This window comes from Pseudomaricurvus alcaniphilus, assembly GCF_011440395.1.
Classification (GTDB): Bacteria; Pseudomonadota; Gammaproteobacteria; order Pseudomonadales; family Cellvibrionaceae; genus Pseudomaricurvus; species Pseudomaricurvus alcaniphilus.
Genome location: NZ_JAAOIX010000018.1, coordinates 1 through 16,257 on the forward strand (window position 1 = coordinate 1; position 16,257 = coordinate 16,257).

The window sequence follows — 16,257 nt, forward strand, 5'->3', positions numbered from 1 at the left end:
CGAAAGCAACGGCTTCGCCGCCCCATACTTCCGCACAGACGCGCGTCAGCGCTGCAGTCAAAGTTGTTTTACCATGGTCAACGTGACCAATGGTGCCCACGTTAACGTGCGGTTTTTTACGTTCAAATGTTGCTTTTGCCACTGTGATATATCCTCAATCTAATAGTCAGTAACGGGTGAAAACGACGAATTATTCGCCACCTCTATTTTTTAAAATCACATCATCTGCGATGTTTTTTGGAGCTTCGGCGTAGCGTTCAAACTCCATGGTAAACGTCGCTCTGCCCTGAGTAGCTGAGCGCAGGTCGGTAGCGTACCCAAACATTTCCGCCAACGGAACCTCTGCATTCACAACTTTACCGGATGAAATTTCATCCATCCCCTGAATCAGGCCACGCCGGCGGTTTAAATCGCCCACCACGTCACCCATATTCTCCTCAGGGGTGACCACTTCAACCTTCATCATTGGCTCCAGCAAAACCGCACCGCCGTGTTCGGCGAGCTTCTTGGTTGCCATGGAAGCTGCAATCTTAAACGCCATTTCGTTGGAGTCAACATCGTGGAACGATCCATCGTAAAGAGTTGCCTTCAACCCCAGCAGGGGATAGCCCGCCAGCACCCCGTTGCGCATCTGCTCGGCAATGCCTTTTTCCACCGCGGGGATGTATTCTCGCGGCACCGTGCCGCCCACAATCTCGTTGACGAACACCAGGCCCTCGGCGTTGTCGTCATCGGCCGGCTCAAACTTGATCCAGACGTGACCGTACTGGCCGCGGCCGCCTGACTGGCGAACAAACTTGCCCTCGATTTCGCTGACCCGGGTAATGCGCTCGCGATAGGCCACCTGGGGCTTGCCGATATTGGCATTGACACCGAATTCACGGCGCATGCGGTCGACGATGATATCCAGGTGCAGCTCGCCCATGCCGGAAATAATGGTCTGCCCGGTCTCCTCGTCAGTCTTGACCCGGAAAGACGGATCCTCCTGGGCCAGCTTGCCAAGGGCGATGCCCATTTTTTCCTGGTCAGCCTGGGTCTTGGGTTCCACCGCCACGGAAATCACCGGCTCGGGGAACTCCATCCGCTCCAGCACAATCTTGCCGTCTTCCGCGCACAGCGTATCGCCGGTGGTAGTGTCCTTGAGGCCGATGGCAGCAGCGATATCGCCGGCCAGCACTTCCTTGATCTCCTCGCGCGAATTGGCGTGCATTTGCACCATGCGACCAATGCGCTCTTTTTTCCCCTTCACCGAGTTGTACACCGCAGTGCCGCTCTCCAGCTTGCCGGAGTATACCCGGAAGAAGGTCAATGTGCCGACATAGGGGTCGGTGGCAATTTTAAAGGCCAGCGCCGAGAAAGGGGCCTTGTCATCGGCCTCCCGGTGGGCAACGGTCACCCCGTCTTCCAGGGTGCCATCTATGGCCTTGACCTCGGTGGGCGACGGCAGGTATTCAACCACCGCGTCCAGCATCGCCTGCACGCCCTTGTTTTTAAAGGCTGAGCCGCCGATCACCGGAATAATTTCATTGGCCAGAGTGCGCTGGCGAATGCCCTGCTTGATCTCCGCCTCGGTGAGCTCGCCGCCCTCGAGGTATTTATCCATCAGCTCATCGTTCGCTTCCGCGGCCGCTTCCACCAGCGCTTCGCGCATTTCCTGACACTGGTCCAGCATGTCTGCGGGAATCTCGCCGTACTCGAATGTCATGCCCATATCGGCTTCATTCCAGTAGATGGCTTTCATCTTTACCAGATCGACCACGCCCTTGAACTGGTCTTCGGCCCCGAGCGTCATTTGCAGGGCCACAGGGTTGGCCTTAAGACGGGTCTTGAGCTGCTTTACCACGCGATTGAAATCGGCACCCGCGCGGTCCATCTTGTTGACGAACACCAGCCGCGGCACTTCGTATTTGTCCGCCTGGCGCCAGACAGTTTCGGTTTGCGGCTGTACCCCGGAGGAGCCGCACAACACTACCACCGCACCATCCAACACCCGCAGCGAGCGCTCTACCTCAATGGTGAAGTCAACGTGCCCGGGGGTGTCGATGATGTTGATGCGGTGCTTATCAAATTGCTGCTGCATACCGGACCAGAAACAGGTGGTCGCAGCCGAGGTAATGGTAATTCCGCGCTCTTGCTCCTGCTCCATCCAGTCCATGGTGGCAGCACCATCGTGCACCTCACCAATCTTGTGGGAGAGGCCGGTATAGAACAAAACGCGTTCGGTCGTTGTGGTTTTGCCTGCGTCTACGTGCGCGCAGATACCAATATTGCGGTAACGAGCGATGGGAGTAGTACGAGCCACGGAATATTCCCCGAAAAAGTAATTCTATTGAACGCTAAAAGGCAGCGATGGTAGCTGCCTTCTATTGCGTCTGGACTGAGCATCTGCGAGGCCGCTGCTGCCGGGGGAAACCAGGCAACAGCAACGTCGGTAGCGTTACACCACCCCTTAGAAGCGGTAGTGTGAGAACGCCTTGTTGGCTTCAGCCATACGATGCACGTCTTCACGCTTCTTGACCGCGCCGCCCTTGCTCTGGGCTGCATCGATCAACTCGCCTGCCAGACGCTGTGCCATAGACTTCTCGCCGCGCTTGCGCGAGAACTCTACCAGCCAGCGCATAGCCAGCGCCTGGCGGCGTGACGGGCGCACTTCAACCGGCACCTGGTAAGTTGCACCGCCTACACGACGCGACTTAACCTCGACCAGCGGGGCGATTTTTTCCAGGGCCTCATCGAAAACTTCGATGGCGTCCTGATTGGTTTTTTGGCTCACGATATCCAGCGCACCGTAAATAATGCGCTCAGCGACGGCTTTCTTGCCGCTGACCATGACCATATTCATAAACTTCGCTAAGGTAGTGTTCCCGTACTTGGGATCGGGCAACACTTCACGCTTAGCTACTACGCGTCTTCTTGGCATCTTACTTCGCCTCTCTTCAGGATTTTCCTAAGACTACACCCACAAAGCGTTGAGCTCGTGCTCGCCCTTTGGTGCGCTTAGCCTTACTCGGTTCTAACCGAAAACGTATATACAGTAATATTTGGTCTGCAGCAGCAGCCCCGAGGGGCCAGCCGTCACGACCACAAACGCCGGCAAGTCTTACGACTTACTTGGGACGCTTGGCACCGTACTTGGAACGAGCTTGCTTGCGGTTGTTAACACCAGAGGTGTCAAGACTGCCGCGAACAGTGTGATAACGAACACCTGGCAAGTCTTTTACCCGACCGCCACGAATCAGTACCACGCTGTGCTCCTGCAAGTTGTGACCTTCACCACCGATATAAGAAGTCACCTCAAAGCCACTGGTCAGGCGCACACGGCATACCTTACGCAGAGCTGAGTTTGGCTTCTTCGGAGTGGTGGTGTACACGCGGGTGCAAACACCACGACGCTGGGGACACGCTTGCAGAGCAGGAACGTCGCTCTTCTGAACCTTACGTTTTCTAGGCTTACGAACCAATTGGTTGATCGTTGCCATGAAAAATAACTCCAAACAATTAAAAATTTGCCTTGTTACAAGACCTGATAACACATACGACTCTGCCCGAATCTTTACTTAAAGCCAGGCAAAGCAATACCCTACACTAAAAAGCGGGTCGCGCATTGTAATGACACCACCCGCTTGCGTCAATCGCTAAATCACCAGCCTGCGCAATTCAGCGCTCGCCCGGCCTTGCGACCGGGCAATCCTTAACTGGCGCTGGACTTGAGCGCCTCGGTCAGTGCCGCTTCCACTTCCGCTGCGGTAGGACCCTCGGAAGGCTCCTGCGCCAACTCGGCGCTGCGCTGACGGCGGCGCTCGAGGTGGTAAGCCAGACCAGTACCGGCCGGGATCAATCGACCCACAACCACGTTCTCTTTCAGGCCGCGCAGGTTGTCCACCTTGCCGGTCACTGCCGCTTCGGTCAGTACCCGGGTGGTTTCCTGGAACGAAGCCGCAGAAATAAACGACTCGGTAGCCAGTGACGCCTTGGTGATACCCAGCAGCTGGCGCTCGTACTGGGCCGGCTGACGATCGTCGGCACGCAGCTTTTCGCTCTCTTCCAGCACCCGGGTCAACTCCGCCTGCTCACCCTTAACGAAGGACGAATCCCCCATTTGGGTAATTTCAACCTTGCGCAGCATCTGGCGAATGATCACCTCGATGTGCTTATCGTTGATCTTCACACCCTGCAGACGGTAGACGTCCTGGATCTCGTTGGTGATATAACGGGCCAGAGCCTCTACACCTTGCAGGCGCAGGATGTCGTGCGGGTTGCTCGGACCGTCGGAGACAACTTCACCCTTGGCAACCTGTTCACCTTCGAACACAGTCAGCTGGCGATGCTTCGGAATCAGCTGTTCCCAGTGGGTGCTGCCATCGGCCAGCAACTGGCCGTCGGTGGGAGTGATCACCAGGCGACGCTTGCCTTTGGTTTCCTTACCGAACGATACGGTACCGGAGATTTCCGCCAGGATAGACGGCTCTTTCGGCTTGCGCGCCTCGAACAGGTCGGCAACGCGCGGCAGACCACCGGTGATGTCACGGGTCTTGGATCCCTCTTGCGGGATACGGGCCACGATGTCACCCACCTCGATCTCATCGCCGTTGGAAATGCTCAGGATCGCCTTGGCGGGCAGCATGTAGTGAGCCGGCACATTGGTGTTGGCCAGGCACAGCTCGGCGCCCTTGTCGTCCACCAGGGTAATGGCCGGCTTCAAGTCCTTACCTGCCGCAGGTCGCTCGGCCGGGTCCAGCACCTCAATCGAGGTGAGGCCGGTCAAGTCGTCGGTCTGGCGACGGATCGAGAGACCGTCTTCCATGCCGGCGAACACCACCTTACCCGCCACTTCCGAGACGATGGGGTGAGTGTGGGGATCCCACTTGGCGACAAACTGGCCGCCCTCGACCTTCTCATCATCCTTCACGGTAATCTCAGCACCGTAAGGCACCTTGTAGCGCTCGCGCTCGCGACCGTTCATATCGGCGACTGCCAGCTCACCGGAGCGGGATACCGCCACCAGGTTGCCGCGCTTGTTTTCCACGACCTTGACGTTGATCAGGCGCACAGTACCGTCCTGCTTGACCTGTACACTGTCAACCGCAGAGGCCCGGCTGGCGGCACCACCGATGTGGAAGGTCCGCATGGTCAGCTGGGTACCAGGCTCACCGATGGACTGGGCAGCGATAACACCGACCGCCTCACCGGCGTTGGCACGGTGGCCGCGAGCCAGGTCGCGACCGTAACACTGGGCGCAGATACCATGCCGCGTCTCACAGGTAATCGGCGAGCGCACCTGGACTTCGTCGATACCCATCTCTTCGATGCGCTCAACCCACTTCTCGTCGATCATGGTGCCGGCTGGCATCAGGATCTCTTCGCTGTCAGCGCGCATAATATCCCGCGCCACTACACGACCGAGAATACGGTCACCCAGGGATTCGATGATGTCGCCACCCTCGATTACCGGCGCCATGGTCAAGCCTTCGTCGGTGCCGCAGTCCGGCTCGGTAACTACCACGTCCTGGGCCACGTCCACCAGGCGTCGGGTCAGGTAACCGGAGTTGGCGGTTTTCAAGGCCGTATCGGCCAGACCTTTACGGGCACCGTGGGTGGAAATAAAGTACTGGCCAACGTTCAAGCCTTCCCGGAAGTTAGCGGTAATGGGCGTCTCGATAATGGAGCCGTCCGGCTTGGCCATCAGGCCGCGCATACCCGCCAACTGGCGAATCTGGGCCGGGGAGCCCCGGGCACCGGAATCGGCGTACATAAACACCGAGTTAAACGACGCCTGCTCTTCTTCTTCACCGTCGCGGTTGGTGACAAATTCCTTACTGATGCCTTCCATCATGGACTTGGCCACCAGATCGTTGGCCCGGGACCAGATATCGATCACCTTGTTGTACTTCTCGCCCTGGGTAACCAGGCCGGAGGCGTACTGGGATTCAATCTCTTTCACTTCCTCTTCGGCGGCCGCCACCAACTCGTGCTTGGCGTCCGGAATCTCGAAGTCGTTAACACCGATGGAGGAGCCGGAGCGAGTGGAGTACTCATAGCCCATATACATCAACTGGTCGGCAAAGATAACTGTCTCTTTCAAGCCGACAATGCGGTAGCAGTAGTTGATCACCTGGGAGATGGCTTTCTTCACCATCGGCCGGTTGACCTGCTCGAACGGCATACCCTTGGGCACGATTTCCCACAGCAACACGCGGCCCACGGTGGTGGCAACTACCGCGGTACGGGTTTCCAGTTCGCCATCCTCGTGGGTGATGGTCTCGGTGATACGCACCTTGATGCGCGCCTGCAAGCCGACAGTCTTCGAGTGATAGGCGCGGGAAACTTCCCTGGTATCGGCAAACACCATGCCTTCACCCGGCGCATTGACGCGCTCGCGGGTCATCCAGTAGAGGCCTAATACCACGTCCTGGGACGGTACGATAATCGGCTCACCGGAGGCAGGCGAGAGAATGTTGTTGGTGGACATCATCAGGGCGCGAGCTTCCAGCTGGGCCTCGATGGTCAGCGGTACGTGTACGGCCATCTGGTCGCCGTCGAAGTCGGCGTTGTAGGCGGCACACACCAGCGGGTGCAGCTGGATGGCTTTACCTTCAATCAGGACCGGCTCAAACGCCTGGATACCGAGACGGTGCAGGGTCGGGGCCCGGTTCAACATAACCGGATGCTCGCGAATGACTTCGTCGAGAATATCCCAGACAATGGACTCTTCCCGCTCGACCATTTTCTTGGCCGCCTTGATGGTGGTGGCGAGACCGCGCAATTCCAGCTTGCTAAAGATAAATGGCTTGAACAGTTCCAGCGCCATCTTTTTGGGCAGACCACACTGGTGCAGGCGCAAGGTCGGGCCCACCACGATCACCGAACGACCGGAGTAGTCGACCCGCTTACCCAGCAGGTTCTGGCGGAAGCGACCCTGCTTACCCTTGATCATGTCAGCCAGGGACTTCAGCGGGCGCTTGTTAGAGCCGGTGATGGCGCGACCGCGACGACCGTTATCCAGCAGCGCATCCACAGACTCCTGCAACATACGCTTTTCGTTGCGCACGATAATGTCCGGCGCATTCAAGTCCAGCAGGCGCTTCAAACGGTTGTTACGGTTGATCACCCGGCGGTAGAGGTCATTCAGGTCGGAGGTGGCGAAACGGCCACCGTCCAGCGGCACCAGCGGACGCAGGTCCGGCGGCAGCACCGGCAGGGCTTCCATGACCATCCACTCGGGCTTGTTGCCCGAGTTGAAGAAGGCTTCCAGCAATTTAAGGCGCTTGGACAGCTTCTTGATCTTGGTTTCCGAGTTGGTATTGGGAATCTCTTCACGCAGGGTCTGGATCTCGTTCTCCAGATCGATATCACGCATCAGTTCCTGAATCGCTTCAGCGCCCATTTTGGCACTGAATTCGTCACCGAACTCTTCCATGGCTTCGAAGTACTGCTCATCAGTCAGCAGCTGGCCCTTCTCCAGGGTAGTCATACCCGGGTCGGTCACCACATAGGATTCAAAGTACAGCACCCGCTCGATGTTGCGCAGAGTCATGTCCAGCAACAAGCCCATGCGGCTGGGCAGGGATTTCAGGAACCAAATGTGAGCGGTCGGACAAGCCAGCTCAATGTGACCCATGCGCTCCCGACGAACCTTGGACAAGGTCACTTCAACGCCGCACTTCTCACAGATAATACCGCGGTGCTTCATGCGCTTGTACTTGCCACACAGGCACTCGTAATCCTTGACCGGCCCGAAAATCTTGGCGCAGAACAGCCCTTCCCGCTCCGGCTTAAAGGTGCGGTAATTAATGGTTTCCGGCTTCTTCACCTCACCGAACGACCACGAGCGGATCATTTCAGGCGATGCCAGAGCTATTCGGATCGCATCAAACTCTTCAGTTTGACCCTGGGACTTCAGTAAATTTAGTAAGTCTTTCAAGGGACTCTCCCGTTGACTCCAGTTGACTCCAATGGAGGCCCCGCTTGGCGGGGCTCCTGGATGGGCGTCAGCTTGCACTGACACCCTGTTTATCTTCTAAAACTTGCGCCGCCCACGGGCGAGACCTGGGTCTCGCCTGCGCCGACGACCGGCAGCGATGCCTAGTTGTCGGTCTCCAGCTCGATATTGATACCGAGGGAGCGGATTTCCTTAACCAGTACGTTAAAGGACTCCGGCATACCGGGCTCCATGCGGTGGTCGCCATCGACGATGTTCTTGTACATCTTGGTTCGACCCGCCACGTCATCCGATTTCACCGTCAGCATTTCCTGCAGGGTGTAAGCGGCGCCGTAGGCTTCCAGCGCCCACACTTCCATCTCCCCGAAGCGCTGGCCACCAAACTGGGCTTTACCACCCAGCGGCTGCTGGGTAACCAGGCTGTAGGAGCCGGTGGAACGGGCGTGCATCTTGTCATCCACCAGGTGGTTGAGCTTGAGCATATACATGTAGCCAACGGTCACCGGGCGCTCGAAAGAGTCACCGGTACGGCCGTCGAACAACTGGGTTTGACCGGTGTCGGACAGGTCGGCAAGGCGCAACAGGTCCTTGATCTCCGCTTCCTTGGCACCGTCAAATACCGCGGTCGCCATCGGCACACCGTCTTTCAGGTTTTCCGCCAGCTGCACGATTTCCTTGTCGGTCAGGGAGTCCAGGTCCACTTTGTCCTGGCGGTCGCCAATCTTGTTGTAAACGTCATCGAGGAAGCCGCGCAAATCGGCAATCTGGCGCTGTTCGCGGATCATATTGTCGATCTTCACACCCAACCCCTTGGCGGCCATGCCCAGGTGTGTCTCGAGGATCTGGCCAACGTTCATTCGCGAAGGCACACCCAGCGGGTTGAGGACGATATCCACCGGCTCGCCATTGGCGTCGTAGGGCATATCTTCCACCGGCATGATCACCGAGATCACACCCTTGTTACCATGCCGGCCAGCCATTTTGTCACCGGGCTGGATGCGACGCTTGATGGCCAGGTAAACCTTGACGATCTTGAGTACACCGGGGGCGAGGTCGTCGCCAGTTTCCAGCTTGCGCTTCTTGTCCTCGAAACGCTCGTCGAGGATCTTGCGACGCTCGATCAACTGTTCCTCAGCGCGGTCGAGCTGCTCGTTGAGTGCATCTTCGGCCATACGCAGCTTGAACCACTGCTCTTTTTCCAGCCCGTCGAGCATTTCATCGGTGACCGGCTCGCCTTTCTTCACGCCGCGGCCACTGGAGGCAACCTGACCCACCAAAGCGTCGCGCAGACGCTCGAAGGTCGCGCCTTCAACAATGCGATATTCTTCGTTCAGGTCCTTGCGGATGGCGTTCAACTGGGACTTTTCAATTTCCATGGAACGCTGGTCTTTCTCCAGGCCATCGCGGGTAAACACCTGCACGTCGATAACCGTACCGCGAGTGCTGGACGGTACGCGCAGGGAGGTATCCTTCACGTCCGAGGCTTTCTCACCGAAAATGGCGCGCAGCAATTTTTCTTCCGGAGTCAGCTGGGTTTCACCCTTCGGTGTCACCTTGCCCACCAGGATATCACCGGGGCCCACTTCGGCGCCGATGTAGACAATGCCGGACTCGTCCAGTTTTGACAGCGCAGCCTCGCCCACATTGGGGATATCCGCGGTGATTTCTTCACTGCCGAGCTTGGTATCCCGGGAGATACAGGTAAGCTCCTGAATGTGAATGGTGGTAAAACGATCTTCCTTCACCACCCGCTCGGATACGAGGATGGAATCCTCAAAGTTGTAACCGTTCCAGGGCATAAACGCGATGCGCATGTTCTGGCCCAGGGCCAGCTCACCCATATCTACGGACGGTCCGTCAGCCAGAATGTCGCCGCGAGCGACGATGTCACCGGTGCGCACAATCGGGCGCTGGTTGATACAGGTGTTCTGGTTGGAGCGGGTGTACTTGGTCAGGTTGTAGATATCCACACCAGCATCGCCGGCTTCGGTTTCCGAGTCGTGGGCCTTGACCACGATCCGGGCCGCATCGACGCGCTCGATCACACCGCCACGCTTGGCAACCACACAGACGCCGGAGTCGGAGGCCACATTGCGCTCCATACCCGTGCCCACCAGCGGCTTCTGCGCCTTGAGGGTTGGCACCGCCTGACGCTGCATGTTGGAACCCATCAGGGCGCGGTTGGCGTCATCGTGCTCGAGGAAGGGAATCAAGGAAGCTGCCACCGACACCACCTGGCGCGGCGAGACATCCATATAGTTCACTTCTTCCGCTGGCTTGAGCGTAAATTCACCCATGTGCCGCACGGACACCAGGTCGTCTACCAGCTGGTTGTTGCTGTCCAGCTCGGCCGAGGCCTGGGCGATAACATAACCGGCCTCGTTGATGGCCGACAGGTACTCGATCTCATCGGTGGCCACACGGTTGACCACTTTGCGGTACGGCGCCTCGAGGAAGCCGTAGCTGTTGGTACGCGAGTAGGTGGCCAGCGAGTTGATCAGGCCGATGTTCGGACCTTCCGGTGTTTCAATAGGACAGACCCGGCCGTAGTGAGTCGGGTGCACGTCGCGCACTTCAAAGCCGGCGCGCTCGCGCGTCAATCCACCTGGGCCCAGGGCCGAAACACGACGCTTGTGGGTCACTTCCGACAGCGGGTTGTTCTGGTCCATAAACTGGGACAACTGGGACGAACCAAAGAATTCTTTCACGGCCGCTGCGACCGGCTTGGCGTTGATCAAATCCTGCGGCATCAAGCCTTCGGATTCGGCCATCGACAGGCGCTCCTTGACCGCCCGCTCGACCCGCACCAGGCCCACGCGGAACTGGTTCTCGGCCATTTCACCCACGGAGCGAACCCGGCGGTTACCGAGGTGGTCGATATCGTCCACCACGCCTTTACCGTTGCGAATGTCGATCAGGGTCTTCAGTACGTCGACGATGTCCTCGTTGGAGAGGATGCCTTCCCCGGTATCTTCGCCCCGCAGCAGGCGGCGGTTAAACTTCATCCGGCCAACCGCAGACAGGTCGTAGCGCTCCTGGGAGAAGAACAGGTTCTGGAACAGACCCTCGGCCGATTCCTTGGTCGGCGGCTCGCCGGGACGCATCATGCGGTAAATTTCCACCAGCGCTTCCAGCTCGGTGCGGGTGGGGTCTACGCGCAGGGTGTCCGAAATAAATGGGCCGCAATCGAGTTCGTTGGTGTAGAGAGTTTCCAGAACTTCGATGCCGAGCTCTTCCACCTTCTCCAGCACTTCTTCGGTGATCTCGCTGTTACATTCGAACAGCAGCTCGCCGGTCTCGGTGTCGGCCAGGTCGCGGGCCAGGCTGCGACCCAACAGGTATTCCCGCGGCACCACCAGCTCGGTAACGCCGCTCTTTTCCAGCTCGCGAATATGGCGGGCGGTAATACGCCGCCCTTCTTCAACGATAACCTTGCCGTCATTGTCGAGAATATCAAAGGTGGCTACATCACCGCGCAGACGCGACGGCACCAGCTCCAGTCGCACTTCCTTGTCGGCACTGATGCTGAAGCGGCTGGTCTCAAAGAACATCTCCAGCATCTGCTCGGAGGTGAAGCCCAGTGCGCGCAGCAGGATTGTAGCCGGCAGCTTGCGGCGACGATCGATACGAACGTAGACCAGATCCTTGGGATCGAATTCGAAATCCAGCCAGGAGCCACGGTAGGGAATGACACGGGCTGAGTACAGCAGCTTGCCGGAAGAATGGGTCTTGCCCTTGTCGTGATCAAAGAACACGCCGGGCGAGCGGTGCAACTGGGAAACAATCACGCGCTCGGTACCATTGATTACAAAGGTACCGTTATCGGTCATGAGCGGAATTTCGCCCATGTACACTTCTTGTTCCTTGATATCTTTAATTGCCTTGTTCGCTGACTCTCGATCGTAGATGATCAGCCGAACCCTTACTCGCAGCGGTACCGCGAAGGTAACACCGCGCAAAATACATTCGTTAACATCGAACGCGGGCTTGCCCAAAACGTAACTGACATATTCGAGGGCAGCGCTACCCGAGTAGCTGACAATCGGGAATACCGATTTGAAAGCCGCATGCAAACCCACATCAAAGCGCTCTTCCGGCGACTTGTCAGCCTGGGTAAAGTTGCGGTACGAATCCAATTGTATCGCCAGGAGGAAAGGGACATCCATGACATGCGGCAGTTTGCCGAAGTCCTTGCGGATACGTTTTTTCTCAGTATATGAGTAAGCCATCTGTATTCCCCAGCTTGTTCACGGTTAGGCTGTCTGCGCCCCGGATACGAATCAGTATGAGTCGTTCGCATTGCCGTGAAATTCAACTTCGCAGTATAGTATTGCTCTGCGGCTCATTCGCCCTGCAGGCAACAGCAGTCTTTGCTTGGTGTGGGTAACACCCACATTGCCGTAGACTACTAACGGCAAAAAGGCCGGCGGGTATTTAACCCACCAGCCTTAAGCCAGACATCAAGTCGGACTTAGCGCTTGTGTCAAACTGAATTACTTCAGCTCTACGCTAGCGCCTGCTTCTTCCAATTGCTTCTTGGCATCTTCAGCAGCGTCTTTGCCAGCACTTTCCAGTACGGTGGCAGGAGCGCTTTCAACCAGAGCCTTGGCTTCTTTCAGGCCCAGGCCAGTGATGGCACGAACTGCCTTGATGGCGTTAACTTTCTTGTCGCCAGCGCTGGTCAGAACGACGTCGAAGTCAGTCTTCTCTTCAGCGGCAGGACCGGCGTCAGCAGCAACTGCAACAGCGGCAGCAGCAGCAGAAACACCAAACTTTTCTTCCATAGCGGAGATCAGTTCAACAACATCTTTTACAGACATCTCGGCAACAGCGTTGATGATATCTTCTTTAGTCAGAGACATGAGTCTATTCCTACAGTTTATTGAGCATTTACGGCAGTTTGAAAAACGCCCAGCCCGTTAAATAATCTACAGAGGTACCTGTCAGCAATCTGATCAGGCAGCTTCCTGTGCTTCTTTTTGGTCGCGAATGGCAGCGATAGTACGAACCAGTTTGCCAGCGGCTGCTTCTTTCATCACGCTCATCAGTTTGGCAATTGCTTCGTCGTACGTAGGCAGGGTTGCCAGCACGCTGATATCAACTACCTCACCTTCGAAGGCGGCTACTTTCAGCTCCAACTTGTCATTGGTTTTCGCGAACTCCTTGAAAATACGCGCACCGGCGCCGGGATGTTCGTTAGAAAAAGCAATCAAAGTCGGACCGACAAGTGAGTCTTTGACACACTCGTATGCAGTTCCTTCCAGTGCGCGACGGGCCAGTGTGTTACGGACGACTCTTACCCAAACGCCGTTCGCACGAGCCTCTTTACGCAGGGCAGTCATAGCCGTTACCGATACACCACGTGCATCCGCAACAACCGCAGACAGAGCGCCCTTCGCAGCCTCCTGGACTTCAGCGACAATCGCTTTTTTGTCTTCAAGTCCTAATGCCACAAGATTTCTCCTGGATTTGATTAACTCAAGCCAAAACCACCCGGGCTTTGGAAAGCGTCAATCGTGAGTAATATTCCACCGGTAAACTGCACCGGAGGAACCCGTTTTCGGTGATCAAATCCAGCTAAAACTGAATCGGGATTCACCGTCTGCGTAGGTTTTCTCATGCTCGACCAGCGCTCCCTGGGGAGGCCTGCCGAGTGTCGATCATTAAGCCACCGAACTGATTGGCCTGACGGCCAGCCGCTCGATAAAGCGCCTACGGTCTTTGACGGCCCGGATTGCGCAAGCGCATTGACCGGACCCCCAAAATTTTGTGCCGCGCCCTTATACTTCCAGGGACGACTGGTCTAAAACAATGCCGGGACCCATAGTGGTACTGAGAGAAATCTTCTTCAGATACACACCTTTGGCGGTCGCAGGCTTTGCCTTTTTCAAATCATTCAACAACGCTTCCAGGTTTTGCTTGAGCGCCGCCGCATCAAAGGTCAGCTTGCCAATGGCACCGTGAACAATGCCGCCCTTGTCAGCGCGGTAACGCACCTGACCGGCCTTGGCGTTTTTCACAGCCGTGGCAACGTCCGGGGTAACCGTACCGGTTTTCGGGTTTGGCATCAGGCCGCGAGGGCCCAGGATCTGGCCCAACTGGCCCACTACACGCATGGCCGCCGGGTCGGCGATCACCACGTCAAAATCCATCTTGCCGGCCTTGACGTCGGCAGCCAGCTCTTCCATACCGACGATATCGGCACCGGCAGCCTTGGCCGCTTCGGCATTGGCGCCCTGGGTAAATACCGCTACCCGAACTTCCTTGCCGGAACCGTTTGGCAGGGTGGTGGCACCACGCACAGCCTGGTCGGATTTACGCGGATCGATGCCCAGGTTGATGGCGACATCAACTGTCTCACCAAACTTGACCGTGGAGACTTCCTTCAGCAGGGCGACGGCTTCTTCGAGGCCGTACTGCTTGGTGGAGTCGAGCTTTTCACGAATAGCGCGCTGGCGCTTGGATAACTTGGCCATTAAACAACACCCTCCGTTTCCAGACCCATTGCCCTGGCGGAACCGGCGATGGTGCGTACAGCCGCATCCATATCAGCGGCCGTCAGGTCAGGCATTTTAGCATTGGCAATCTCTTCCAGCTGGGCACGGTTGATTTTGCCAACTTTCTGAGTGTTTGGACGCGCGGATCCGCTGGTGATCCCCGCGGCTTTCTTCAGCAGGTAAGCCGCCGGCGGCGTCTTCATAGTGAAGGTAAAGCTGCGATCGCTGTAGACCGAGATTACTACTGGCACAGGCGCGCCAGCTTCCATATTCTGGGTCTGGGCGTTAAACGCTTTACAGAACTCCATAATATTGACACCCTTCTGACCCAGTGCAGGGCCGACCGGCGGACTCGGGTTAGCTTTGCCAGCTGGTACTTGCAGCTTGATATAAGCTTCGATTTTCTTAGCCATAGTTATCTACTCCCATAATTGGGTGTTAACGCCTCCAACCGGTCGTGGCGCGACCAGCCATCCCAGGCTCCCCTGTCTGCCGGCGACGGTAAATACCATCCGCCCGGAGACGCGAAAACCCTCCTCCGCACAAGGCGAAGGAGGGCAAAATTTGTTGTCCTGGACTAGGCCTTTTCGACCTGTCCAAAATCCAGCTCAACCGGAGTCGAGCGGCCGAAGATCAACACTGCTACGTGCAGCCTGCTCTTCTCGTAATTCACCTCTTCAACAACCCCGTTAAAGTCGTTAAAGGGTCCATCGGTTACCCGCACCATCTCACCCGGCTCAAAGATTGTCTTGGGCTTGGGCTTGTCGACCGAGTCATCCACCCGGCGCAAGATGGCGTCGGCTTCTTTCTCGGTAATCGGCGCTGGCTTGTCGGCCTTACCACCGATAAAGCCCATCACCCGCGGGGTCTCTTTCACCAGGTGCCAGGACTCGTCGGTGAGTTCCATTTGCACCAGCACATAACCGGGGAAAAACTTGCGTTCGGATTTGCGTTTCTGACCACCACGCATTTCCACAACCTCTTCGGTAGGCACTAGCACCTCACCGAACAGATCCTGCATTTTGTTTAACTCAATGCGTTCCTTGAGTGCAGCAGCCACCTTCTTTTCGTAACCGGAGTATGCATGTACCACGTACCAGCGTTTAGCCATCGGTCACCTCTAACCAATAATGAGAGATGCCAGCCAGCCCAAAAAGGTGTCCAGCAACCAAAGAATAACAGACATAACCAGGACGACAGCGACAACAATCATAGTTGTCTGATTGACCTCTGCCCTGGTTGGCCACACTACCCGCCGGAACTCCTGCTGCGCCTCGCGCAACAAATTCCAGAAGGCGTTGCCCTTGGCGGTATTGACAGCGACAAATACTGCGATGACTGCGCCGACCACCAGACCCAGGACCCGGTACAACACGGCGACATCAGAATAGTAGGAGTTGCCCACTACGCCGGCCGCGACCAACAACACCACCAGTAGCCATTTAAGACCATCGAGGCGGAATTCTCCGGCTTCAACCTTAGCGACCATAGCTTCGCAAACCTTAACTCTACTGCTTCTATTTAAAATGGCAGGCCAGGAGGGACTCGAACCCCCAACCCCCGGTTTTGGAGACCGGTGCTCTACCAATTGAACTACTGGCCTAAAAACAAAAAATTGGAGCCGGTATCAAACTGCCTGCCCCAATTCTTACTGCTCGGCGCGGGCAATTTTCACGCCCGCCAACCGACCAACAGGATGGTTACTCGATGATCTTGGCAACCACGCCGGCACCCACAGTACGACCGCCTTCACGGATCGCAAAGCGCAGACCTTCGTCCATCGCAATCGGGTGAATCAGGGTAACGGTCATCTGGATGTTG

General features: G+C 56.9%; 13 protein-coding genes and 1 tRNA gene. All 14 read right to left on the bottom strand.

All coding sequences use genetic code 11. The features are described 5' to 3' along the window. Positions 1–142 (bottom strand): GTP-binding protein (locus G8764_RS21815; protein ID WP_341806447.1); only part of this gene is annotated, 142 nt, incomplete at its 3' end. A gap of 48 nt (positions 143–190) precedes the next feature. After that, on the bottom strand, positions 191–2,302 hold the full coding sequence (fusA, locus tag G8764_RS21820; protein ID WP_166168376.1) for an elongation factor G: 2,112 nt from the start codon (positions 2,300–2,302) through the stop codon (positions 191–193). 147 nt (positions 2,303–2,449) lie between these two features. Then, positions 2,450–2,920, bottom strand: coding sequence for a 30S ribosomal protein S7 (gene rpsG / locus G8764_RS21825; protein ID WP_166168379.1), 471 nt, complete (start codon positions 2,918–2,920; stop codon positions 2,450–2,452). Between the two features lie 187 nt (positions 2,921–3,107). Further along, positions 3,108–3,479, bottom strand: coding sequence for a 30S ribosomal protein S12 (gene rpsL / locus G8764_RS21830; protein WP_166168382.1), 372 nt, complete (start codon positions 3,477–3,479; stop codon positions 3,108–3,110). A gap of 212 nt (positions 3,480–3,691) precedes the next feature. Continuing rightward, on the bottom strand, positions 3,692–7,921 hold the full coding sequence (gene rpoC / locus G8764_RS21835; protein WP_166168385.1) for a DNA-directed RNA polymerase subunit beta': 4,230 nt from the start codon (positions 7,919–7,921) through the stop codon (positions 3,692–3,694). Between the two features lie 161 nt (positions 7,922–8,082). Then, positions 8,083–12,168, bottom strand: coding sequence for a DNA-directed RNA polymerase subunit beta (gene rpoB / locus G8764_RS21840; protein WP_166168388.1), 4,086 nt, complete (start codon positions 12,166–12,168; stop codon positions 8,083–8,085). Positions 12,169–12,432: 264 nt separating this feature from the next. Beyond that, positions 12,433–12,801 carry a 50S ribosomal protein L7/L12 gene (rplL, locus tag G8764_RS21845; protein WP_166168391.1) on the bottom strand — a complete coding sequence of 123 codons (369 nt, stop codon included), beginning with the start codon at positions 12,799–12,801 and terminating at the stop codon, positions 12,433–12,435. Between the two features lie 93 nt (positions 12,802–12,894). Then, positions 12,895–13,392: a 50S ribosomal protein L10 gene (gene rplJ / locus G8764_RS21850; RefSeq protein WP_166168394.1), complete on the bottom strand. Its 498-nt coding sequence runs from the start codon at positions 13,390–13,392 to the stop codon at positions 12,895–12,897. A 327-nt stretch (positions 13,393–13,719) separates the two neighbouring features. Then, on the bottom strand, positions 13,720–14,415 hold the full coding sequence (rplA, locus tag G8764_RS21855; RefSeq protein ID WP_166168397.1) for a 50S ribosomal protein L1: 696 nt from the start codon (positions 14,413–14,415) through the stop codon (positions 13,720–13,722). Beyond that, positions 14,415–14,849 (bottom strand): 50S ribosomal protein L11, encoded by a 435-nt coding sequence (gene rplK / locus G8764_RS21860; RefSeq protein WP_166168400.1) that lies wholly within the window; start codon positions 14,847–14,849, stop codon positions 14,415–14,417. The genes rplA and rplK overlap by 1 nt, the downstream gene beginning before the upstream one ends. Before the next feature lie 164 nt (positions 14,850–15,013). Further along, complete coding sequence (gene nusG, locus G8764_RS21865) at positions 15,014–15,547, bottom strand: transcription termination/antitermination protein NusG (protein WP_166168403.1); 534 nt, start codon at positions 15,545–15,547, stop codon at positions 15,014–15,016. 9 nt (positions 15,548–15,556) lie between these two features. Further along, a complete protein-coding gene (gene secE, locus G8764_RS21870) occupies positions 15,557–15,925 on the bottom strand; it encodes a preprotein translocase subunit SecE (RefSeq protein WP_166168406.1) in 369 nt (122 codons plus the stop codon). Between the two features lie 38 nt (positions 15,926–15,963). Next, a tRNA-Trp gene (locus G8764_RS21875) sits at positions 15,964–16,039 on the bottom strand. Positions 16,040–16,136: 97 nt separating this feature from the next. Continuing rightward, the coding region (locus G8764_RS21880) for an EF-Tu C-terminal domain-related protein (protein ID WP_207952040.1) at positions 16,137–16,257 on the bottom strand (121 nt) is incomplete at its 5' end.